The sequence below is a fragment of the Nitratireductor kimnyeongensis genome (assembly GCF_019891395.1).
In the GTDB taxonomy this organism is placed as follows: domain Bacteria; phylum Pseudomonadota; class Alphaproteobacteria; order Rhizobiales; family Rhizobiaceae; genus Nitratireductor; species Nitratireductor kimnyeongensis.
This window is the reverse complement of sequence record NZ_CP078143.1, coordinates 2,505,756-2,528,442: the sequence shown is the minus strand read 5'-3', so window position 1 is coordinate 2,528,442 and position 22,687 is coordinate 2,505,756. Positions and strand designations below refer to the sequence as shown.

The following is a 22,687-nucleotide window of genomic DNA, read 5'->3' as shown; positions in this document are numbered from 1 at the left end:
GTCAGCTACCGCGTCAGAACGACGCCGGCATCCGCCGGAAAAGAGATCCAGGCCCGGTCATGCCATGTCAGCACATCGTCCGCCGCTCGGCGGCGGTTGATGCTGCTGGCCTTCACGATACGGCCGTCATCCAGCTTCACATGGTGGATGGTCATGTCCCCCAGATAGGCGATATCCCAGACCTCTCCCTCAACCGCGTTGACCGCACCTTCCGGCCGGTTGCGGGAAATATCGATCTTCTCGGGGCGCACGGCGAACCAAACATTCGCCCCCTTCTCCGCGCCCGCGCCATTGAGCACCGAAAGCTCGAACCCGGACGCGTCGGCAATGTTGGCCATCTCGTTGTCGGAAGCGGTCACCTGCCCCTCGAACATATTGATGGAACCGACGAAATCGGCCACGAAACGTGAGTTCGGTGCCTCGTAGATTTCCGCTGGCGTCGCCACCTGAATGACCTTGCCCCGGTCCATCACGGCAATGCGGTCGGCCATGGTCATGGCCTCTTCCTGATCGTGGGTCACAACCATGAAAGTGAGGCCGAGATCATATTGCAGATCGACCAGTTCGAACTGCGTCTCCTCGCGCAGCTTCTTGTCGAGCGCGCCCAGGGGCTCGTCCAGCAATAAGAGCTTCGGCCGTTTGGCGAGCGAGCGGGCGAGCGCGACGCGCTGACGCTGACCGCCCGATAGCTGGTGCGGCTTGCGCTTGGCAAAAGGCTCCAGCTTCACCAGTTTGAGCATGGCAGCCACCCGGTCGGCGATCTCGTCTGCGGGCATGCGATCCTGCTTCAGGCCGAAGGCGATGTTCTTTTCCACCGACATGTGCGGAAACAGCGCATAGGACTGGAACATCATGTTGACCGGTCGCTTGTGCGGGGGGATGCCCGAAAGATCCTGCCCGTCGAGAAAGATGCGGCCGGAAGTGGGCTGCTCGAATCCCGCCAGCATACGCAGCAACGTGGTCTTGCCACAGCCAGAAGCGCCCAGGAGCGCGAAAAACTCGCGCTCATAGATATCAAGGGACAGGTCATCAACCGCCGTGAAGTCACCGAACCTTTTGGTGACATTCTCAAACGAGATATACGGCTTCGCCTGGGGATCGGCCCAGGGGGCAAAGCTGCGACGTGTGCTGCCGAGCGATTTCATCGGCGTCCCCTGCCCTGAAACGACCTACTGGCCCGTCACCACCTTGGTCCACATACGCGTCACCTGGCGCTGCGTGCGCATGTCGTAGGGGAGCGGCGCCTGCAGTTTCTCCATCGTGGCCTCGTCGGGATAGACAGCCGGGTCGCCGACCACTTCTTCGTCCATCTCCGCCTGGGCCGCCTTGTTGCCATTGGCGTAGACGACATAGTTCGACGCCTTGGCGATCACATCCGGACGCATGATGTAGTTGAGGAATTCGTGCGCTTCCTCGACATTCTTTGCATCAGCCGGAATAGCCATCTGGTCAAACCAGAGAAGCGCGCCTTCCTTGGGGATCGCATAGCCGACGGTTACGCCCTGATCGGCTTCCGCCGCACGGTCGCGCGCCTGAAAAATGTCACCCGAATAGCCGAGCGCCAGGCAGATGTCGCCATTGGCAAGACCATTGATGTATTCGGATGAATGGAACTTGCGCACGTATGGACGCACCGAAAGAAGCAGTTCTTCCGCCTTGGCGAGATCGTCCGCAGAGGGTGCGTTCGGATCAAGGCCCAGATAGATGAGTGCTGAACGCACCACCTCGCTGGCTGAATCCAGCATGTAGATGCCGCAATCCTTGAACTTCGCCGCCAGTTCCGGCGTAAACATCACATCCCAGGTATCGACCTTGGAGGTGCCGAGAATCTCTTCCGCCTTGCCGACATTGTAGCCGACGCCTGTCGTGCCCCACATGTAATTGATCGAGTATTCGTTGCCGGGATCGTAGACCGCCACGCGGTCGTTGATCATGTCCCACATGTTGGACAGGTTGGAGAGCTTGTCCTTGTCGAGCTTCTGGAAGACGCCTGCGCTGATCTGCCGGCCGAGAAACTCGCCCGATGGCACCACCACGTCATAGCCCGAGCCGCCCGCGAGCAGCTTTGTTTCCAGGATCTCGTTGGAATCGTAGACGTCATAGACGACCTTGATGCCTGTTTCCTCGGTGAAATCCTCAAGGATGGAGTCATCGATATAGTCCGACCAATTGTAGACGTTGACGACGCGATCCTGTGCATTCGCCGCCATCGAGATCGAGAGCGCAGCAAGGGAAACGCAGGAGGCTAGAAGTGTTTTACGCAGCATGGAAATTCTCCCCAAGGGACTGTTTTTGCCGGCACACAGATCGCCGCCGACACCCGCATGTTTTCATCAACCCTATTGACGTTTCAGGGATGCGACAAGCGCCAAATTTCTGTTTGCGCTCAAAGATAAGTGGTGCGTTCAAGCGGTGTTATCTCACTCCAGAAGGCGATGATTTCAGCACGTTTCAGATCTCGATAGACCTTCGCCAACAGCTGCCCGAGCGCCCGGTCGATGAAACGGCTTCTTGAAGCAAGCTGCAGGGCGTCATCCATGTCGTCGGGCAATTCTCTCCCGATATCCGCTCTCTCGTCATAGGCACTGCCTTCCACCGGTGGCGGCGGCTGCGCGCCCGCTTCAATGCCCTCGATCATGCCCTGGATGATCGCCGCCATGACGAGATAGGGATTGGCATCTGCCCCTGAAATTCGATGCTCCACACGGCGGTTCTCCTCGGTTGACACGGGAATTCGCAGTGCCACAGAGCGGTTGTTTTCCGCCCACACTGCGTGGGTGGGCGCATAGGAGCCGGGCGTGATGCGCCGGAATCCGTTCCAGGTATTGATGTAGAGAATGAGCGATTCGGGCATCGTGTCGATCAACCCGGCCACCGCCGACAATAATCGTACGCGCCCGGTCTCGCCGGCAAACACGTTTTGCCCGTCTGCATCGAGCATGGATGTGTGCACGTGCATGCCGTTGCCCGCATAATCGATGAAGGGTTTGGCCATGAACGTGGCCGTCAATCCATGCTCGCGCGCGCAACCCATCACGATGCGGCGCAGAAGGATCACGTCATCTGCCGCCCGCAAAGGGTCCGTCCGGTGTTTCAGATTGACCTCGAACTGGCCGGGTGCTGCCTCCTTGATGATCGTGTCGATCGGCAGGTTCTGTGCGTCCGCCGCATCGCGGATCATGTCGAAAAGTGCCGCGTTCTCGGCGAGGTCGTCGAGCCCGTACATACGCAGCCGGTCCGGCCCTTCGCCCGCGCCAAGCGGTGTGGGCATGCCGGCCGGATCCTGCTTTTCAGGGTCGAGCAGGTAGAATTCCAGCTCAAATGCCGCGACCGGAAAGAACCCCTTCGCATTTGCTTCCGCCACCTTGTGCTTCAGCACCTGGCGTGAATCCGCCATGAAGGGTTCTCCCTCAGGCGTGAAGGTCTGGAGCAGCACCTGCGCCGTCTTGCGCCGTGCCCATGGCACGATCGCAAGCGACCCACGCGTTGCCCGGCAATAGCCGTCCTTGTCGCCGGTTTCGATGTGGAGCCCTGTTTCCTCGACTTCGCGACCCCAGACATCGAGGCCGTGCAGCGACATGGGAAAATTCACCCCTTCCTGAAATGCCTTCTTGAGGCTGTCGCCCGGCGCCCATTTGCCGCGGATGATGCCGTTGGGATCGACAATCAGAAATTCGACCGCCTCCAGGTCCGGGTGCTGTTCGACAAAGGCGCGGTATTCGGCCTCGTGATCGGCGGAGATGAAATCTCCACAGGCAGGATCAGCTTCTGTTGAAATTTCGTCGCCGGCTTCTGGCGAAACGGCAGGACTGGGCTTAACGTCTGTATCGATATTCGTTGCGGGGCGGTTCAAGATTGGCCTGTTTCATGATTGCGGATGACAAAGCCTGCGCCGGATTTTCAAACCTTGTCAATGGTTGGAAGAGTTGGTGCCGCACTAGCAGACGAGGCGGGAGTAAGCATTGAGAGCAGCGTGGTATGAGCGTAACGGAACGGCGCGCGATGTTCTGGAACTGGGCGACATGCCCCTTCCCGCGCCCGGCCCCGGCGAGGTGCGTGTCCGGCTTGTTACCTCGGGAGTCAACCCTTCCGATGTAAAGGCACGGCGCGGCCGGCCACTAAATGCCGAGCGTGTCATTCCGCATAGCGATGGTGCTGGCGATATCGATGCCGTCGGGCCCGGCGTGGATCATGGTCGCGTTGGACAGCGTGTCTGGGTGTGGAATGGCCAGTGGCGGCGCCCCTTCGGCACCGCTGCCGAGGCGATCGTGTTGCCGGAAGCGCAGGCTGTTCCCCTGCCTGCGAATGTCGATTACGCGACGGGAGCATGCCTCGGCATTCCCGCGTTGACAGCCATGCACGCCGTCAACCTCTTCGAGACCGTGGGCGGCAAGACAATTCTGGTCACTGGTGCCGGCTCTTCTGTCGGGCATTATGCCACGCAGATTGCAAAAGCCCGCGGCGCCCGGGTTATTGCGACCGCCTCGCCCAGCCGCGCCGCCCATGCCCGCGCTGCGGGGGCGGATTTCGTGATCGATTACAAGGCCAAAGACGTGGCCGCCACGGTGAAAGGCCTCACCTCCGGCAAGGGTGTGGACGGTCTCATTGATATGGACCTCTATTCCACCACCGCGATCATCTCGAATGGCGCGCTGGCGCCCCACGGCAAGATCGTCTGCTATGGTTCCAGCCTGGCAGGCGACATACCCGTTTCATTTCCCACATTGCTGTGGAACAGTCTGACACTCCAGGTTTTTGTGGTCTATGAACTGCTCGCCCGGGAGCGAGAGACCGCGATCGGCCAACTTACCGCCATGCTTGAGAAGAACGCGCTCAAGCATTCGATCGGCGAGCGCTTCGCCCTGCGCGATATCGTCAAGGCGCATGAAGCTGTAGAACGCGGCGACGTCGTCGGGAATGTGGTGCTGGATATCACCTGACCGCGTCATTGAAAATCGAAGGCGCTCAAACCCGTCACCATTTCGTCAAGCCCCAGGGGCCGCGTCACGGGCGGCTCGGCACGGGCGAGGCAACCTGTCCGTTCGCACAGACGGCAGGCCGGGCCCACCGGCGTCAGAGCGTAGGTGGGCGCAGCGCCGGACTTGCCAGGCGTTCCCGGCAGCGCATCACCATAAACCACGCTTTCCCGAAACCCCAGGTCGCATCCCAGCAGAATTGCGGTGCGGCGCGGGCGCTCGGCAAAGGCACCCTGCGGCCCCTCCAAGGTGCGCGCCACGGTCAGGAACTCAGCGCCATCGGGCATTTCCACCGCCTCCACCAAGACCTGCCCCGGCTGGGCAAAGGCGGCATGGATCGCAAGCTTGGGGCAGCCGCCTCCAAAACGTGCCTGTGGAAACCCCTGGGCGCCAGCCTTGCGGAAGCGATTGCCCGCGTGGTCGACCTCAAGCATGAAGAAGGGGACGCCCGAAGCGCCCGGCCGGGCGAGCGACGTCAGCCGGTTTGCCGCCTGTTCGAATGACACGCCAAAGCGCGATTTCAGCACATCGACATCGTATCGTGCGCGTTCAGCTGCCGACAGGAATGCCTGATAAGGCATCATCAGCGCGTGTGCCGCATAGCGCCCGAGTTCAAACCGGGCAAGCCTGCGCGCCTCGTTGCTTGAGAGCTTCAGCACCTCGATTTCTGCCGCGATCGCGACTGACATGCGCAGCAGGCACGCCTCCATGGCGATCTCGCGCAGCTGATCGGCCGGCGAGAGGCGTTCGGAGATGAACAGCCGCTGGGAGTGCCGGTCGTAGCGCCGCCGCCAGTTCGGCATGGTGGCCACCGGAAGCAGACGCACCACGATCCCGTGCTCCTGTTTCAGCCAGTTCCTGATTGCGCCAGTGAGGTCCTCACCCGGCGCGATCAATTTGTGGAAGCTTTCAACCTCTTCTTCGAGAGAGGCGAAATGGTTTGCGTGCCGTTCGAATGTCTCGCGCACCTCGTCACTTGGCAGGCGCGTTGCGGAAATGGCCGTGGCGCGCCCTTCCCGCGCAAGCAACTCCGACAGATCCGACATGCGATCCGCCTGTTCGCGGTAGGCGCGATAGAGCTTTACGAGCGCAGCGGCTGCATTGGGCGCAGCCTCGGCCACATCCACCAGTTCCTGCTCGCCCGGCAACTCGCCGGCCAGAAGCGGATCGGAAAACACCTCACGCAGTGCAGCCAGCGAGAGACCTGCCTCGCCCTGCAATTCGTCGGGATCCACTTTGTAGACGGAAGCAAGCTTTAGAATGAGCGAAACGGTGAGCGGCCGCTGGTTGCGTTCGATCAGGTTGAGATAGGACGGCGAGATGCCCAGACCTTCGGCCATGGCCGTCTGGGTCAACCCCTTGGCTGTGCGAATCCGCCTAATGCGCGGCCCGGCGAATATCTTCTGGTTGGCCATATCGAAATCCGTTGCTCTCTGCACCCTCGGCGGCACGCGCGCCCTCCGGCCTGGATGACGCTTTACATTATTTTACAAAACCGTCGCATAAATTCGCCTTTACATAATTTACAAATTTACACGACCTGCATGTCAAATTCCAGACATGCTGACACGAAACCTTCCCTTGAAATGCTGATTTTTCTCTACCTTCGCTGCATTGCAATGTAAATTCTGTAACGAACTTGGAGCACAAGGGCAGCGCGCCAGATAGCTCCACCAGCGAAAAACCATCCCGTGTGGAGGAAATTATGACGGATTTTTACAATCTTGTTCCGGGCGCAACGGAAGGACGTTTCGATGGCATCGAACGTCCTTACACAGCGCAGGACGTCCAGCGTCTTCGCGGCTCGATTTCGGTCCACCATACATTGGCCGAAGAGGGCGCAAAGCGCCTTTGGAAGCTCATCCATGAAGAGGATTTCGTCAACGCGCTCGGCGCGCTCTCCGGCAATCAGGCCATGCAGATGGTCCGCGCCGGGCTGAAAGCGATCTACCTCTCCGGCTGGCAGGTCGCAGCCGATGCCAACACGGCTTCAGCCATGTATCCCGACCAGTCGCTCTACCCGTCCAATGCTGGCCCGGAACTCGCCAAGCGCATCAACCGCACGCTCCAGCGCGCTGACCAGATCGAGACGGCGGAGGGCAATGGCCTATCGGTCGACACGTGGTTCGCGCCCATCGTTGCCGATGCGGAAGCCGGCTTCGGCGGTCCGCTCAATGCCTTCGAACTGATGAAGGCCTATATCGAGGCTGGTGCGGCCGGCGTCCACTTCGAGGACCAGCTTGCATCTGAAAAGAAGTGCGGTCATCTGGGCGGCAAGGTGCTGATCCCCACGGCGCAGCACATCCGCAATCTGGATGCCGCTCGCCTTGCAGCCGACGTCATGGGTGTGCCGAGCCTGGTCATCGCCCGCACCGATGCCGAGGCCGCCAAGCTGCTCACCTCCGACATCGACGAGCGCGACCAGCCCTTCGTCGACTATGAGGCCGGCCGCACGGTCGAGGGCTTCTACCGCGTGAAGAACGGGCTGGATGCCTGCATTGCCCGCGCTGTCGCCTATGCGCCGCACACAGATCTCATTTGGTGCGAAACATCGAAACCGGATCTGGAGCAGGCGCGCAAATTCGCCGAGGGCGTTCACAAAGCTTATCCGGGCAAGCTGCTTGCCTACAATTGCTCGCCCTCCTTCAACTGGAAGAAGAACCTGGACGACGCGACCATCGCCAGGTTCCAGCGCGAGCTTGGTGCCATGGGCTACAAGTTCCAGTTCATCACGCTTGCCGGCTTCCATCAGCTCAACTTCGGCATGTTCGAGCTGGCGCGCGGCTACAAGGACCGGCAGATGGCGGCCTATTCGGAGCTGCAGGAAGCCGAGTTTGCGGCCGAAGCCAATGGCTACACGGCCACCAAGCACCAGCGCGAAGTGGGTACCGGCTATTTCGACGCCGTGTCCATGGCCATCACCGGCGGACAGTCTTCGACCACTGCCATGAAGGAATCCACTGAAACTGCCCAATTCCGCCCGGCGGCGGAATAACCCAACGGCCAAAACGGCCGGGAAAGGAGAATGGAAATGACACCGAACACCCGCGTCAAGGAAAGAGCAGAGGAACAGGCAAGCGCTATGTCGTCCGACCAGCAGGCCCTGATCCGCATGGTGGCAAACGATCTGCACAGGCTCAACCAGGCAGTCATGAAGGCGGTCGATTCCGGTGTGTCCGTCGAATTGGTCCGCTCAGCCCGCCACCATGGCGGGGAGGGAAACTGGGGCGACCTCCTGGTGCCGGTTATCGTCACCAATCGTCTGGCAGGATCCTGACACCGGCCTGACGACCTCCAGTAGAGCGCCCGCGCAAGGTCTCCCGCGCGGGCGTTTTCTCAAAGGGCAATGGCTGCATCCACCCGCACTCAAGCAACACAGTAATTCAATTTTGAATTATATTTGCCGTGGCACCGAAGATCCTGGGGCTGAACACATTAGCAGAAGAACATGTTGATTCTGACGCAATTGTAACTTGACTTCTCAACTACTGTGATAATGATCCGGTTATGGCTCAACCGGGCATTGAAGCCCGCATTCCAGTTGATGGCGAACGCCTGATGGCAGAGAAAGATGCAATCGATCAGCTCGCAGCCGCCACGGAGAGTGCGGTGACAGCGACCTGCGCTGCCGACCCAACGCAGGCCTTGGTGATTGCAGCTTCTCCAGTCAATCGGATCGTGCTTTCGCGGATTGCCCAGCGCGCCTATCTCAGGGTTCAGGCAATGGATCCGGAGGAAGCGCGACGCATCTTGTCATCGGCGTCCCCGCGATCCCGTCCGGGTCTCGTGATCGTCGATATCGATGCCCAGGTGCAGCCTTCGGACACGCTTTTCCTACACCTGGAACAACATAGAAACGCCTCGCCGCGGCGGCTTCCTCTCGTCATCACGATCATCCCTTCCCGCCTCGGCGCGGTTCCCCAGGCTGAGCATGTGGATGCGCACGTGGTCCGACCGGTAACGCCAGAAGCCCTGCAGCCGGTCATTCAGCGCCTGTTGACCGCCCTTCAGACATGAAACTTGGGCTCTTCCCTTTCCTCCGGCCCCAAGTCTATACTCCGGCATCCAAACAATGATCCCTGGTGATTGATGCCTGACAGGAAGAAGCTAGCCCGCCGCGCCGGTCGAGGTGAATCCGTTCGCGCGCCCGCATTTCTGAAGAATCTTCGCGGTGTGAAGGACTGGAAGCAGGCCACGGCCTGGCTGGAATGGCGTGGCATCGAGGACATTGAGTGCATCACGCCCGATCAGGCCGGCGTTGCCCGTGGCAAGATGATGCCCTCCAAGAAGTTCACGTCCAACACCTCTCTGGCGCTGCCCTCGGCCGTGTTCATGACCACGATCTCAGGAGAATACCCCGAAAACAGCGGCGATTTCGTTTATCCGGAAGACGATGGCGACCTCAAGCTTGTGCCGGATCTTTCCACGCTCTCTTCGGTTCCGTGGGAGAGCGATCCGACCGCGCAGGTGATCTGCGACCTTGTGCATCAGGATGGGCGCGACGTCGCGTTCAGCCCGCGCAACGTCTTGAAGCGCGTGGTCGCCGAATATGCGAAACACGGCCTGAAGCCTATCGTCGCGCCAGAAATCGAGTTCTATCTCGTCCACAAGAACCCGGATCCGGATTATCCACTGACACCCCCGGTCGGACGCTCCGGTCGGCCCATCGGTGGCGGTCAGGGTTATTCCATTGCCGGCGTCAACGAGTTCGACGAGCTGATCGACGACATCTACCATTTCTCCGAGGGCCAGGGGCTCGAGATCGACACGTTGATCCATGAAGAAGGGGCAGGCCAGCTCGAGATCAACCTGCGCCATGGCGACCCGATCGAGCTTGCCGATCAGGTCTTCATGTTCAAGCGCACGATCCGTGAGGCGGCGCTGAAACACGATACCTACGCCACCTTCATGGCCAAGCCGATCCAGAACCAGCCGGGCTCCGCGATGCACATCCACCAGTCTGTGGTGTCGCTCAAAAACGGCCAGAACGTCTTCTCCGATGAAAAGGGTGAAGAGACGGACACATTCCGCCATTTCATCGGCGGTCTGCAAAGGCATATTCCCAACGCGCTCATCATGCTGGCGCCCTATGTAAATTCCTATCGCCGGCTCACACAGGGCACCGCGGTTCCCGTCAACACGCGCTGGGGCTATGACAACCGCACCACGGCCTTCCGCGTGCCGCGTTCGGATCCCGCCGCGCGGCGCGTTGAAAACCGCATTCCGTCCTCCGACGCCAATCCCTATCTGGCGCTGGCCGCCTCGCTCGCCTGCGGCCTTGTCGGCATTCTGGAAAAGAACAATCCCGATGCCCCCGCCGGCACCGCCGTCAATCAGGACGAGATCGAACTACCGCGCGGCCTTCTGGAAGCCGTCGCCCTGTTTGAGGATGATGTGAGCCTCAAGGAGATGCTCGGCGCCCCCTTCGTCTCCACCTTCGCGGCGATCAAGCGGGCCGAATTCGAGACCTTCATGAAGGTCATCAGCCCGTGGGAGCGCGAGTACCTGCTGCTCAACGTTTAGGCACACGCCATGCCCTACCAGTCGCCCGTATCGCCCGGCCTCTCCTGGTATGAAGCGACCGTTGGCGCGCGTCCTGAATATCCAGCCCTTGATGACGATTGCCGCGTCGATGTCGCTGTCATCGGCGGTGGGTTCACCGGTCTTTCGGCAGCGGCACACCTGGCCAAGGCGGGCGTCAATGTCGCGCTGATCGAGGCGCATCGTTTCGGTGACGGCGCATCAGGCCGCAATGGCGGGCAGCTTGGCACGGGCCAGCGCGCTTGGGCGGAGGAGCTGGAAGCGGAACTCGGCCTAACCCGCGCCAAAGCCCTGTTCGACCTCGCCGAAGAGGCAAAGGCCCATCTCATCGATTTCGCCGCCGCCAACGCCATCGAGATCGACTATCGACCCGGCCAGATGTCGGTGGTTCACAAGAAGCGCTATCTGGACGAATATCGCCGGCATGCCGACATCATGCGCGACCGCTTCGACTATCCGCACATTCGTTACATGGAAGCTACCGAAACCGCAGAACGCCTCGGTTCGACACGCTATTACGGGGGCATTCGCGACACCGGCACCGGCCATATCCACCCACTCAAACTGGTGGTCGGCACCGCGCGTGTGGCCGCGGAGGCTGGCGCACAGCTCTTTGAAGGCACCCCCGCCACGAAGATCGCCTCGGATCGCGGAGGCGTTCGCATCGAGACTCCGCGCGGCACCATCACCGCCGAAAAATGCCTCATCGCCACCAATGCCTATGGCGGCAATCTGGAAGCGAAGAGTGCGGCCCACGTCATGCCCATCGGCTCGTTCATCGGCGCAACAGCCCCGCTCGGCGACGACAGCCCGGTGCTGCCGGGCGGTGAGGCGGTGGACGATTCCCGGTTCGTGGTGCGTTATTTCCGGCGCTCTGCCGACGGTCGCCTTCTCTTTGGCGGGCGGGAAATCTATGCCCCGGGCGAAGACACGGCGATCCACCACCATATCCGCCGCCAGATCGCCGAACTTTACCCGGCGCTGAGCGATGTGGAGCTCACCCATGCATGGGGTGGTTATGTGGGCATCACCGTGCCCCGAAAGCCCTATGTGCGCGAGGTCATGCCGAACGTGATTTCCGCCGGCGGCTATTCGGGCCATGGCGTCATGCTGTCGAATTTTGTCGGCAAACTCTATGCCGAAACCGTGTGTGGAAACCGCAACCGCTTACGTCTCTTCGAAGAGCTGAAGATACCGCCCTTCCCCGGCGGTCGGCGCCTGCGCCCGATCCTGATGTTCCTGGCCCTCAACTGGTACGCCCTGCGCGATCGGCTTTAGGGTCGAAACCTCCGTGGCCTTGACGCTGTGCGTGGTTCGACAAGCTCACCATGAGGGAGGGTGGAGACCTGCTAATAGCATCGCGCAGCACGTCATACTTGCAAACGCGCACATTCCTCATGGTGAGCTTGTCGAACCACGCACCACGCCCCCCACAACGCCGTCACCATCCTACAATGGCCAGAAGAACAAGATCGCCGGCACCGACACCGCAATGATCAACACTTCCAGCGGCAACCCCATGCGCCAGTAATCGCCGAAGCGATAGCCACCCGGCCCCATGATGATCGTGTTGTTCTTGTGACCGATGGGCGTCAGGAAGGCACAGGAAGCCGCCACGGCAACACCCATAAGGAAGGGGTCCGGCGAAACGTCGAGACCCTGCGCTATGGAAAGCCCCACCGGAGCAGCAATCAGCGCCGTCGCCACATTGTTCAAGAAATCCGAAAGCGTCATCGTCACGATCATCAGGATCGCAAGGATCGCCCAGGCGGGTAGCGCTCCCGTCAGCGAGAGGATGGAATCGGCAATCAGCTTGGTACCGCCGGAATCCTCGAGCGCGAGCCCAAGCGGAATGAGCGAGGCCAGCAGCACGATTACCGGCCATTCAACGGATTCATAAACTTCGCGCGCGCCAACCACATTGAACAGCGCATAGATGGCGACTGCCCCGGCCAGCGCCACGGCAAGCGGAATTAGTCCCATCACGGAAAGCGCCACCGCAGCCGCAAAAACGCCAACGGCAAACAACGCCTTGCCGCGCTGGATCACCGTGTGGCTCTTTTCAGCCAGCGGCAGTACGCCCAGCCAGTCGGCTGCATCATTCACGCGGCTTTCGGGCCCCAGAAGAAGCACCACGTCGCCCGGCTTGATGACGAGCTTGCGCACCCGCTCGCGGAACCGGCGTCCCTGACGCGAAACACCCAGAAGCGTCACGCCGCGGCGATAAAGAAGCCGCAGGTCAAGTGCGGTGCGCCCGACCATATGCGCATTGTCAGGTACGATGGCCTCCACCAGCACGAGAGACTTGCCGCGAATGCCGCCATGCTCCTCGGACCCCGGTGCATCCAGGCCGGCAGCACCTATGAACGCTTCAATGGATTTCGGATCGCCTTCAAGAATGACGTGATCGCTCTTGCGCAGTTCCTCGCCGGCGGCAAATCCCGGCAGACGCTTGCCGCGACGCACGATACCGAGAACGGTCACATCGTGTTCATCGGCAAGTGGGTAGAGTTCGCTGACCGCCTTGCCGATATAGCTTGATTTCTCCTTGACCCCCGCCTCGGCGACAAACAACCCTGCCGCACCATCTTCACCGACAGAAGCGGCCTGTCCTGTATCGGGGATCAATCGCCATCCGACCGTGGTGACAAAGGCAATGCCAACAATGGCGCAGACGATGCCCACTGGCGAAAAATCGAACATGGAAAAAGACTCGCCCAGCGCCCGCCCCCGAAACTCGGCAATGACGATGTTGGGCGGCGTGCCGATCAGCGTGATCATGCCACCGAGGATCGTCGCAAAGGAAAGGGGCATCAGCGACCGCGAGACGGGGCGTTTGGCCTTTTTCGCCGCCTCTATGTCGAGCGTCATCAACATGACCAATGCAGCCACATTGTTGATGACGGCGGAAAGCCCCGCGCCGATCACCGACATGAAGCCGATATGTGTGGAAAGTGCGCGCCCGGAAGAAAGCACGAAGCGGGCGATCAGCTCCACAGCACCGGCGTTCATCATTGCGCGTGAGACGATCAACACGAGCGCGATGATCACCACCGCCTCGTGACCGAAGCCGATAAAGGCGTCATGCGCGTCAACGACACCCGCCGCTACCGCAATGATCAGCGCGGCGAAAGCAACCAGATCATAGCGAATGCGACCCCAGACAAGGAATGCAAAGACGACGGCCAGCAGACTGAAAAGAAAGATCTGCTCATAGGTCATGCATGTGCCCCCTGCCTGCGGTCGCTGATTGTCTCAATCGCGCGCCGTTGAATGAACCGACAATGAGGAATTCCGCAGTTGATATCTGGTTCCCCAGTTTGCGAAATCCCTTTTCAAGCCTTCATGTTCAGATGCAGCGCCCGCCATCCACTTCCAGCGCGACACCGGTGATGAACTCCGCTTCATCGGAAGCGAGCCACAGGGCCGCATTGGCGATGTCGAGCGGTGTGGAAAGCCGGCCGAGCGGAATGGATGCACGGAACTGCGCGCGCTTCTCCGGCGTGTCCTCGCCCATGAACTGATCGAGCATGCCGGTCTCACCCGCTACCGGGCAAAGACAATTCACGCGAATGTTCTGTGGCGCGAGTTCCACCGCCATCGACTTTGTGGCGGTAATCGCCCAGCCCTTTGAGGCATTGTACCAGGTGAGACCCGGACGCGGGCGCAGGCCGGCCGTCGATGCAGTGGTGATGATCGAGCCCCCGCCCTGCTTGTCCATGATCGGCACGACGGCCTGTGCAGCATGATAGATTGCCTTCATGTTGACGGCGGTGATGAGATCGAAGGTCTCCTCATCGACATTCAGCATGGGGCCGTTGCGATGCGTATAACCCGCATTGTTGACCATGATGTCGAGCCGGCCATGCGCCTGCATGGCGGCATCCACCATCGCGTCCACATCGGCCTTCATGGAAACATCGGCGGTGACGGGCAGCGCAGCCTCACCAATCTCGCCGGCGATCTTTTCCGCACCCTTCGCATTGAGATCAGCAACAATGACCTTCGCGCCTTCCTCGGCGAAACGCTTTGCCATTCCAGCGCCAAAACCGGACGCCGCGCCGGTGATGACGGCGACCTTGCCTTCAAGTCGTGCCATTTCAAAATTTCCTGTCAGTGTTAGCCGTGGTTGAAAACGATTGTCTTTGTCGCGGACATGTCGAACAGGGCTTCAAAGCCCTTTTCGCGCCCGTGGCCGGATTTCTTGAACCCGCCAAAGGGCAGCTCGATCCCGCCGCCCGCGCCGTAGCCATTCACGAAGACCTGGCCGGCACGCACGCGCTTGGCCACACGGTGCTGGCGCGCGCCGTCGCGTGTCCACACGCCGGCCACGAGGCCGAACTCCGTGTCGTTGGCAAGGCGGATGGCATCGGCCTCATCCTCGAAGGGAAAGAGCGAAAGAACAGGTCCGAACACCTCTTCCTGCGCAAGTGCCGCCTTGGGGTCGACCGCACCGAAAAGCGCCGGCGCCTGATAATAGCCGCCTTCCGGCGCGTCCGGATGCACCATGCCCTCGGCCAGAAGCGGGATGCCTGCTTCCATTGCCGCCGCGATGAAACCTGAAACCTTGTCGCGCTGCGCCGGGTTGACCAGCGGGCCAATATCGAGATCGGCATCGTGCGGGCCGGCCACCAGCTTTGAGAAACGTTCCGCAAGAGCCGAAGCCACCTTGTCGTAAATCGGCTTTTCGATCAGCACGCGGCTGCCGGCAGAGCAGGTCTGCCCGCCATTCTGGATGATGGCATTGACGAGCACCGGAAGCGCCGCCTCGATATCCGCATCGGCAAACACGATCTGGGGCGACTTGCCGCCCAGTTCCATGGTCACGCCGCGATTGTTCACGGCGGCTGCCTGCTGGATGGCCGTGCCGGTCATCGGCGAACCGGTGAACGTAACGTAATCCACCAGCGGATGCGCGGAAAGCGCGGCACCGGCGCTGCGGCCATAACCGGTGATCACGTTGAACACGCCTTCGGGAATGCCCGCCTCATGCGCCAGCTCGGCGATGCGGATCGTGGTCAGCGATGCGTCCTCGGCGGGCTTCACCACCAGCGTGTTGCCCATGGCAAGCGCCGCGCCCACAACACGGGCGAGAATCTGCATCGGGTAGTTCCACGGCGTGATGCCCACCACCACGCCATGCGGCTCGCGCAGCGTCAGCGCTGTGTAGCCGTCGAGAAACGGGATCGTGTCGCCGTGAATCTTGTCGGCCGCGCCGCCGTAAAACTCGTAATAGCGCATGGTGGCGGTCACATCGGCCTTGCCCTGGCGGATCGGCTTGCCGGTGTCGCGCGATTCGAGTGCTGCCAGTTCCTCGCCGTGCTTCTCCACCAGATGGAAAAGCCGTGTCAGGCAGCGCCCGCGCTCCACCGCCGGCATGCGGCTCCAAGGCCCCTCGTCAAACGCCTTGCGGGCGGATTTCACCGCCAGATCGACATCCGCCTCATTCGATGCGGGGATGGACGCGAAAACCTTGCCGTCGGACGGGCAGCGAACGTCTATCCGTTCGCCCGAGAGCGAATCGACGGACCGTCCGTCGATGAACTGCATGAAAGCGCGGCCCTCAGCCACGCTGCGCGAAAAATGGGTTCCCATCCCTGCCGCTCCGGTTTGTAATGTCTGTCTGCGAGCCTATGCTCGCGAAGGGAACCATGGGAAACCCGCCATGCGAAGACATGTCAAGGCACAAATGGTCATGCCGGCTTGGCTCAGCCTCGATATGCGCGTGCGACGGAATCCCATCTGGCTTTCTTAAATCGATTAGACTATAGCAACGGCAAGCTGTACGGACGCAGACGGAGAAACCATGACCAGCCAGACAATTCCGGTCGATCCATTCGATCTCGTGGTGTTCGGCGCCACGGGCGACCTCTCCGAACGCAAGCTGTTGCCGGCGCTCTATCAGCGCCAGCGGGCGGGACAGTTCACCGATCCGACCCGTATTATCGGTTCCTCACGCACCAAGCTCTCCGATGAAGAGTTTCGCACCTTTGCCGAAAAGGCGATCCGCGAGCATGTCGCAAAGGACGATATCGAGCCGAAGGAACTGAAGCATTTTCTGGCTCGTCTTTCCTATGTGCCGGCGGATGCGAAATCGGGAGAAGGCTTTGCCGACCTCAAAACCGAAGTCGGTGACAGCAAGAGCGTACGCGCCTTCTACATGGCCGTCGCCCCCAGCCTTTTCGACGACATTGTCGGGCAGGTGGACAAACATGGCCTGTCGACGGACACGGCCCGGGTGATCGTGGAAAAGCCGATCGGCCGTTCACTCGCCTCCGCGCACGAATTGAACGACGCCATCGCCCGCGTTTTCGATGAGCAGAACGTTTTCCGCATCGACCACTATCTGGGTAAGGAGACGGTGCAGAACCTGATGGCGCTGCGCTTTGCCAATGCGCTTTACGAACCGCTCTGGAACTCCGCCCATATCGACCATGTGCAGATCACGGTGGCCGAATCCGTCGGGCTGGAAGGCCGTGCCGGCTATTACGACAAGGCCGGCGCGCTGCGCGACATGGTGCAGAACCACATCCTACAGCTTCTCTGCCTCGTTGCGATGGAAGCGCCCGCCTCGATGGACGCCGACACAGTGCGTGACGAGAAGCTGAAAGTGTTGCGCGCACTGAAGCCCATCACCGCTGCGAGTGCCGAAAAGGCGACGGTGCGCGGCCAGTATCGCGCCGGAGCTTCCAACGGCGGCGCGGTGAAGGGTTATACGGACGAGCTTGAAAGCGGCGAGAGCAACACCGAAACCTTCGTCGCCATCAAGGCCGAGATCGAGAACTGGCGCTGGGCCGGAGTCCCCTTCTATCTGCGCACCGGCAAGCGGCTTGCAACCCGCGTCTCTGAGATCGTTATTGAGTTCAAGCCGATCCCGCATTCCATCTTCGAGGATGGTGCCGGCAAGGTCTTTGCCAATCAGCTCGTCATCCGCCTGCAGCCCGATGAAGGCGTGAAGCAATGGATCATGATCAAGGACCCCGGCCCCGGCGGCATGCGCCTGCGCCATGTACCGCTCGACATGAGCTTTGCCGAATCCTTCAGCGTGCGCAATCCGGATGCCTATGAGCGGCTCATCATGGATGTGATCCGTGGCAACCAGACCCTGTTCATGCGCCGCGACGAGGTGGAAGCGGCATGGCGCTGGATCGACCCGATCATTGCCGCCTGGGAAGACAATGAACAGCAGGCGCAAGGCTATACGGCGGGCACATGGGGACCGTCTTCCTCCATCGCGCTCATCGAGCGCGACGGCCGCACCTGGCATGAGAGCATCTGACCATGGTGGACTGCAAATGGCATGAATTCGCTTCGCCAGAGGCTCTGGCGAAGGATCTGTCGGCAAGCGTCGCGGAAAGGCTCTCCGCTGCCGTCAAGGAGCGGGGTCGCGCAGCAATTGCCGTCTCCGGCGGCCGCACGCCTGCCCTGTTCTTCGATCATCTGTCACGATGCGACATCCCGTGGAACAAGATCACCGTCATCCTCGTGGACGAGCGTTTCGTTCCGGCGGATTCGCCGCGCTCCAATGCCCGGCTGGTCGCTCAGCACCTGTTGCAAAACAGGGCCGCCCGCGCCGCCTTTGTCGGCCTTTACCAGCCAGCAGACAGTATAACCGACGCGGCAGGGAAAGCGGCAGGCGTGATCGCAGGAATTCCGGCACCGCTGGATGTCGTGGTGCTCGGCATGGGCAACGACCGGCACACCGCATCTTTTTTCCCCGACGCCACAACCATCGAGACGCTGCTCAAACCGGCGGAAGGGCCGGACGTGCTTCCCGTCTCCTCCGAGAGTGCCGGAGAGCCCCGCCTCACACTCTCCATGAGCCGCATTGCCGGCGCGCGTTTTCTCGCTCTCCACATCGAGGGCGACGACAAGCGCAAGGCGCTTGAAGGAGCGCTGACGATGCAGCCCGGCCCGACCGCGCCCATCACCGCGGTGCTCGCCGGGGCAAAACACCCTGCCCGAATTTTTTGGGCGCCCGCCAGCCAGATCTGAGGCGCGGGACCAACTGCAAGAACAGGACGCCACGCCATGACCGCCAGAGCCGAAATCGAAGCCGTCACAGCCCGCATCCGCGAGCGCTCACGCGCCAGCCGCGAAGCGTATCTGGAGCGTCTCGACCATGCGGCCGGACAGGCCGTTCACCGCTCCGTTCTCTCCTGCGGAAACCTCGCCCATGGGTTCGCCGCCTGCGGCCCGACCGACAAGGCAGCGCTTTCAGGCGACCGGGTCCCCAATCTCGGCATCATCACCGCCTATAACGACATGCTCTCGGCGCATCAGCCGTTCGAGCCCTATCCCAACATGATCAAGGACGCCGCGCGCGTAGCCGGCGGCGTGGCACAGGTGGCAGGCGGTGTGCCCGCCATGTGCGACGGCGTCACGCAGGGTCAGCCGGGCATGGAGCTCTCGCTCTTCTCGCGCGACGTCATCGCCATGGCTGCCGCAGTCGGCCTGTCGCACAACATGTTCGATGCGGCCGTCTATCTCGGCGTCTGCGACAAGATCGTGCCGGGGCTTGTGATCGCCGCACTCACCTTCGGCCATCTGCCTGCCGTTTTCATCCCCGCCGGGCCCATGACATCCGGCCTGCCGAACGACGAAAAGGCCCGTATCCGCCAGCTTTATGCCGAGGGCAAGGTGGACCGCGCTGCCCTGCTTGAAGCGGAATCCAAGTCCTATCACGGACCCGGTACCTGCACCTTTTACGGCACGGCCAATTCCAACCAGATGCTGATGGAGATCATGGGCCTGCACACGCCCGGCTCCTCCTTCATCAACCCCAACACACCCCTGCGCGACGCCCTGACGAAGGAGGCGGCCAAACGCGCGCTTGCCATCACGGCGCTCGGAAACGAGTTCACGCCCGTTGGCCGCATGATCGACGAGCGCTCCATCGTGAATGGCGTCGTGGGGCTGAACGCCACGGGCGGCTCCACCAATCACACCATGCACCTCGTTGCCATGGCGGCGGCAGCCGGCATCAGGCTCACCTGGGACGACATCGCCGAAATCTCCGACCATGTGCCGCTTCTCGCGCGCGTCTACCCCAACGGGCTTGCGGACGTGAACCACTTCAACGCCGCCGGCGGCATGGGCTTCCTGATTCGCGAACTGCTCGACGACGGTTATCTGCATGAGGATGTGCGGACCATCTGGGGCGAAGGCCTGCGGCCTTACACGGTCGAGGCGAAGCTTGCCGATGATGGTTCCGTCGCACGCATTCCCGTGCCGGAAGTCAGCGGCAACGAAAAAGTGCTTACCACCGCCGCCAAGCCCTTCCAGCAGACCGGCGGCATACGGGTCCTGTCGGGCAATCTGGGCAAATCCATCATCAAGATTTCCGCTGTCAAACCCGAGCACCGGCTGATCGAGGCGCCCGCCGTCATTTTCCATTCGCAGGATGAAATGCAGGAAGCTTTCAAGGCTGGCAAGCTTGACCGCGATTTCATCGCTGTCATCCGCTTCCAGGGGCCGAAGGCCAATGGCATGCCGGAGCTGCACAAGCTCACGCCTGCGCTTGGCGTGCTGCAGGATCGTGGCCGGCGCATCGCGCTGGTCACTGATGGGCGCATGTCTGGCGCCTCCGGCAAGGTGCCGGCAGCCATCCATGTCACCCCCGAGGCGCTCGACGGCGGCATGATCGCCAAACTGCGTGACGGCGATCCGATGCGCCTTGATGCCGAGAAAGGCACGATCGAAGTGCTGGTCGACGCGGACGAACTCGCCGCGCGCGAAAATGCTGCACCCGACCTCACCGCCAACCAGTTCGGCATGGGGCGCGAGCTTTTTGCGGGCTTCCGCCAGCTTGCGGGGCGTGCGGATCAGGGAGCAGCGGTATTCTGATCTGGAACCAACCGTCCTGACCGTGCATTCTCTGTTTGATTGGAGGGGGTTGTGAACGGCTATTGGTTTCTTTTCAGACGGGTTTCGAGAGCCCTTTGGTTTCTGCCTGCGCTGTTTTGCCTGTCGGCAGTGCTCGTGGTGGCGCTCGCCTATCTTTCTGCCGCTTTCTTTCCTGAAGAGCTTGAGGAAAGCGCCATCCCGATCACCGTCTCGGCCGATGCGCTGCGCAACATTCTGGGCATCGTAGCGTCAAGCATGCTCACGGTGGCGGTGTTTGCGCTCTCCACCCTTGTGAACCTGCTCACGAGTGCGGCGCAGACCGGCTCCCCCCGTGCCGTCCCGCTCTTTTCGGGCAATCGCGCCGCGCGCACCACGATTTCGGTGTTCATCGGCGCCTTTCTCTTTTCCATCATAGGCATTATCGGCCTGTCGAGCGGCATCTACACACTCGGCGGACGCCTGATCCTGTTCATCGCCACCCTTCTTGTCGTCTTCGCCGTTGTCTGGGCGCTGATCCGCTGGGTACGCGAAATCTCCGTCGTGGGCCGCGTGGTGGAAATGACGAGCCGCCTGGAAGATGCCACCCGCCAGGCACTCGACCGGCTTGGCCGCGACGGTCTCTATGGCTGCAGTGAGGGCGAAGGTTCACCCATCGGGCACGAGGTTGCGGCAGGCAGCGTCGGCTTCGTGCAGCATTTCGACCCCCACGCGCTTCAGGATATTGCGGAAGAGAAGGGGCTTGTCATCCATGTGCGTGTCCGGCCCGGAGACTATGTTGACCATACGACGACCATTGCTGTGGTCGTCGGCGAAGCGGATGAGGCGGTGCTGAAAGCCATCCGTGGCGATTTCATCATCGGCGAGGAGCGCACCTTCGATTCCGATCCCGGCTTCGGCTTTCTCGTTCTGGCGGATGTGGCGCGGCGGGCCTTGTCGCCCGGCGTCAACGATCCGTCGACTGCCAACCACGTGCTTACCGTGCAGACGCGTCTTCTGACCAACTGGGCGCTGAAGGAAAAGGAAGAGGAACGGAAAGACCCACCTTATCCGCGCATTCGTTTTGCGCCAGTCAGCCCGGAGCGTTTGCTGGACGAGGCTTTTCGGCCGATCTCCTATGAAGCCGCGACCGCTGCACCCGATGTTCAAGAGGCACTTTTGCGCGGCCTGACCTCGCTCGCCCGCGTCGCACCGGATGCGTTCGAAAGGGCCGCAGCGACCCTCGCGAAAGATTTCATGGCCCGCGCCGGCTCTGAAGGTTCGCACGAGCCCGACATTGTCGCTCTGCGAAAGTTGGCAGCCGGCTTGACCGAAGGCACCTGGCACAACCATCAAAATGAGCCAGAACACCAATCTCAATAGGTGGTGCGCCGCTCTTCCGAGGGCGGGCGCCCGAATTGCTGGCGATAGCTCTGCGCAAAATAGGAGTGCGAGGTGAAGCCGGTGGCAATCGCCACGTCGAGTATCGGCAAATTGGTCTGGCGCAAAAGCTCGCGCGCCCGCTCCAACCTCAAGCGCATGTAATAGCGCCCGGGCGTCATGCCCAGATGCCGCAGAAACAGCCGTTCCACCTGTCGCACCGAAAGGCTTGCCGCTCTTGCAAGCTGCACCGCGGAATAGGGCTCGTCCAGATTGTCGGCCATCAGCTCGACAATTTTCTTCAGCTTTTCCGATTTGCCGGTGAGATCGCGCTCCGGCCCCGTGCGCTGGCGATCGCCTGGCGAGCGGATGCGCTCGTGCTGGAACTGGTTGGCCACCTCGTTGGCCAGTTCCACACCCAGATCGTTGCGCACGATTTCCAGCATCAGATCGATGGATGTGGTCACGCCTGCACAGGTGTAGCGCTTCCGGTCGATCTCATAGACATTGCCGGTGCACTCGATCTCCGGAAAGCGCTCCATGAAGGACGCGCGGTTTTCCCAATGGATTGTACAACGATGCCCTTCGAGCTGGCCCGCCTCCGCGAGAAGGTATGAGCCGGCCGCCAGCGCCCCAAGGGCCGCGCCCCGACGACCAAGCGCACGCAAACCTGCCAGCACAGTGCTCTTTCCCGGGAATTCCGTCGTCAGGCCCACGCAGACGAAGAGTATGTCGACTGGAGGCAGGTCGGCGATCGCATAGTCGATCTTGATCGGAAGTCCATTGGAGGCCATCACGGCTTCGCCGTCAGCGGAAACCGTGACCCAGCTGTAGACGTCGCGTCCCAGGAGACGATTGGCCGAGCGCACCGTGTCGATGGCCGCTGCCAGCGAAAACATCGAAAACCTGTCTACCAACAGAAAGGCAAACTGCCGGGTATCCTGCCGCGCCTCGCCCATGGCCAATAG

General features: G+C 61.3%; 18 protein-coding genes. 10 read left to right on the top strand and 8 right to left on the bottom strand.

Features of this window, described 5'->3' with window-relative positions; all coding sequences use genetic code 11:
• Positions 1–5 precede the first annotated feature (5 nt).
• The 3 genes from KW403_RS11925 to KW403_RS11915 form a co-directional block, all read right to left on the bottom strand.
• Positions 6–1,145 carry an ABC transporter ATP-binding protein gene (locus KW403_RS11925; RefSeq protein WP_223019702.1) on the bottom strand — a complete coding sequence of 380 codons (1,140 nt, stop codon included), beginning with the start codon at positions 1,143–1,145 and terminating at the stop codon, positions 6–8.
• Positions 1,146–1,169: 24 nt separating this feature from the next.
• Positions 1,170–2,282 carry a polyamine ABC transporter substrate-binding protein gene (locus KW403_RS11920; RefSeq protein ID WP_378596310.1) on the bottom strand — a complete coding sequence of 371 codons (1,113 nt, stop codon included), beginning with the start codon at positions 2,280–2,282 and terminating at the stop codon, positions 1,170–1,172.
• Positions 2,283–2,386: 104 nt separating this feature from the next.
• Complete coding sequence (locus KW403_RS11915) at positions 2,387–3,853, bottom strand: glutamine synthetase family protein (RefSeq protein ID WP_223019700.1); 1,467 nt, start codon at positions 3,851–3,853, stop codon at positions 2,387–2,389.
• A gap of 109 nt (positions 3,854–3,962) precedes the next feature.
• On the opposite strand from KW403_RS11915, the gene KW403_RS11910 reads away from it, so the two are divergent.
• Entirely contained in the window at positions 3,963–4,940 is a 978-nt protein-coding gene (locus KW403_RS11910) for an NADPH:quinone reductase (protein ID WP_223019699.1), read from the top strand.
• Between the two features lie 5 nt (positions 4,941–4,945).
• On the opposite strand, the gene KW403_RS11905 is transcribed toward KW403_RS11910, so the two are convergent.
• Positions 4,946–6,391: a helix-turn-helix domain-containing protein gene (locus KW403_RS11905; RefSeq protein WP_223019698.1), complete on the bottom strand. Its 1,446-nt coding sequence runs from the start codon at positions 6,389–6,391 to the stop codon at positions 4,946–4,948.
• A gap of 287 nt (positions 6,392–6,678) precedes the next feature.
• Between KW403_RS11905 and aceA the strand changes: the two genes are divergently transcribed.
• The 5 genes from aceA (at position 6,679) to KW403_RS11880 (ending at position 11,795) form a co-directional block, all read left to right on the top strand.
• Positions 6,679–7,971 (top strand): isocitrate lyase, encoded by a 1,293-nt coding sequence (aceA, locus tag KW403_RS11900; RefSeq protein ID WP_281425691.1) that lies wholly within the window; start codon positions 6,679–6,681, stop codon positions 7,969–7,971.
• A gap of 36 nt (positions 7,972–8,007) precedes the next feature.
• On the top strand, positions 8,008–8,253 hold the full coding sequence (locus KW403_RS11895) for an SMc00767 family acetate metabolism repressor (protein WP_223019696.1): 246 nt from the start codon (positions 8,008–8,010) through the stop codon (positions 8,251–8,253).
• Positions 8,254–8,534: 281 nt separating this feature from the next.
• Entirely contained in the window at positions 8,535–8,993 is a 459-nt protein-coding gene (locus tag KW403_RS11890) for a response regulator (RefSeq protein ID WP_223019695.1), read from the top strand.
• A 72-nt stretch (positions 8,994–9,065) separates the two neighbouring features.
• The gene (locus KW403_RS11885) at positions 9,066–10,499 is read left to right on the top strand and encodes a glutamine synthetase family protein (RefSeq protein WP_223019694.1); all 1,434 of its coding nucleotides are present in this window, start codon (positions 9,066–9,068) and stop codon (positions 10,497–10,499) included.
• A 9-nt stretch (positions 10,500–10,508) separates the two neighbouring features.
• On the top strand, positions 10,509–11,795 hold the full coding sequence (locus tag KW403_RS11880; RefSeq protein ID WP_223019692.1) for an NAD(P)/FAD-dependent oxidoreductase: 1,287 nt from the start codon (positions 10,509–10,511) through the stop codon (positions 11,793–11,795).
• Positions 11,796–11,966: 171 nt separating this feature from the next.
• Here the strand turns inward: KW403_RS11880 and KW403_RS11875 are convergent, their stop codons facing one another.
• The 3 genes from KW403_RS11875 to KW403_RS11865 all read right to left on the bottom strand — a co-directional run bounded on the left by KW403_RS11875 (position 11,967) and on the right by KW403_RS11865 (position 16,112).
• Positions 11,967–13,739 carry an SLC13 family permease gene (locus KW403_RS11875; protein WP_223019691.1) on the bottom strand — a complete coding sequence of 591 codons (1,773 nt, stop codon included), beginning with the start codon at positions 13,737–13,739 and terminating at the stop codon, positions 11,967–11,969.
• 127 nt (positions 13,740–13,866) lie between these two features.
• Positions 13,867–14,616 (bottom strand): SDR family oxidoreductase, encoded by a 750-nt coding sequence (locus KW403_RS11870; RefSeq protein ID WP_223019690.1) that lies wholly within the window; start codon positions 14,614–14,616, stop codon positions 13,867–13,869.
• Positions 14,617–14,636: 20 nt separating this feature from the next.
• The gene (locus KW403_RS11865) at positions 14,637–16,112 is read right to left on the bottom strand and encodes an aldehyde dehydrogenase family protein (RefSeq protein ID WP_223019689.1); all 1,476 of its coding nucleotides are present in this window, start codon (positions 16,110–16,112) and stop codon (positions 14,637–14,639) included.
• Positions 16,113–16,323: 211 nt separating this feature from the next.
• Between KW403_RS11865 and zwf the strand changes: the two genes are divergently transcribed.
• The 4 genes from zwf to KW403_RS11845 are packed head-to-tail and all read left to right on the top strand — an operon-like array spanning position 16,324 to position 21,722.
• Positions 16,324–17,796: a glucose-6-phosphate dehydrogenase gene (gene zwf, locus KW403_RS11860; protein ID WP_223019688.1), complete on the top strand. Its 1,473-nt coding sequence runs from the start codon at positions 16,324–16,326 to the stop codon at positions 17,794–17,796.
• Positions 17,797–17,798: 2 nt separating this feature from the next.
• Positions 17,799–18,512 (top strand): 6-phosphogluconolactonase, encoded by a 714-nt coding sequence (gene pgl, locus KW403_RS11855; protein WP_223019687.1) that lies wholly within the window; start codon positions 17,799–17,801, stop codon positions 18,510–18,512.
• A 36-nt stretch (positions 18,513–18,548) separates the two neighbouring features.
• Entirely contained in the window at positions 18,549–20,363 is a 1,815-nt protein-coding gene (gene edd / locus KW403_RS11850; RefSeq protein WP_223019686.1) for a phosphogluconate dehydratase, read from the top strand.
• A gap of 51 nt (positions 20,364–20,414) precedes the next feature.
• Positions 20,415–21,722, top strand: coding sequence for a DUF2254 domain-containing protein (locus KW403_RS11845; protein WP_223019685.1), 1,308 nt, complete (start codon positions 20,415–20,417; stop codon positions 21,720–21,722).
• Here the strand turns inward: KW403_RS11845 and KW403_RS11840 are convergent.
• Complete coding sequence (locus KW403_RS11840; protein ID WP_223022542.1) at positions 21,716–22,678, bottom strand: GlxA family transcriptional regulator; 963 nt, start codon at positions 22,676–22,678, stop codon at positions 21,716–21,718. The two genes, KW403_RS11845 and KW403_RS11840, sit on opposite strands and share 7 nt — an antisense overlap.
• Positions 22,679–22,687 lie beyond the last annotated feature (9 nt).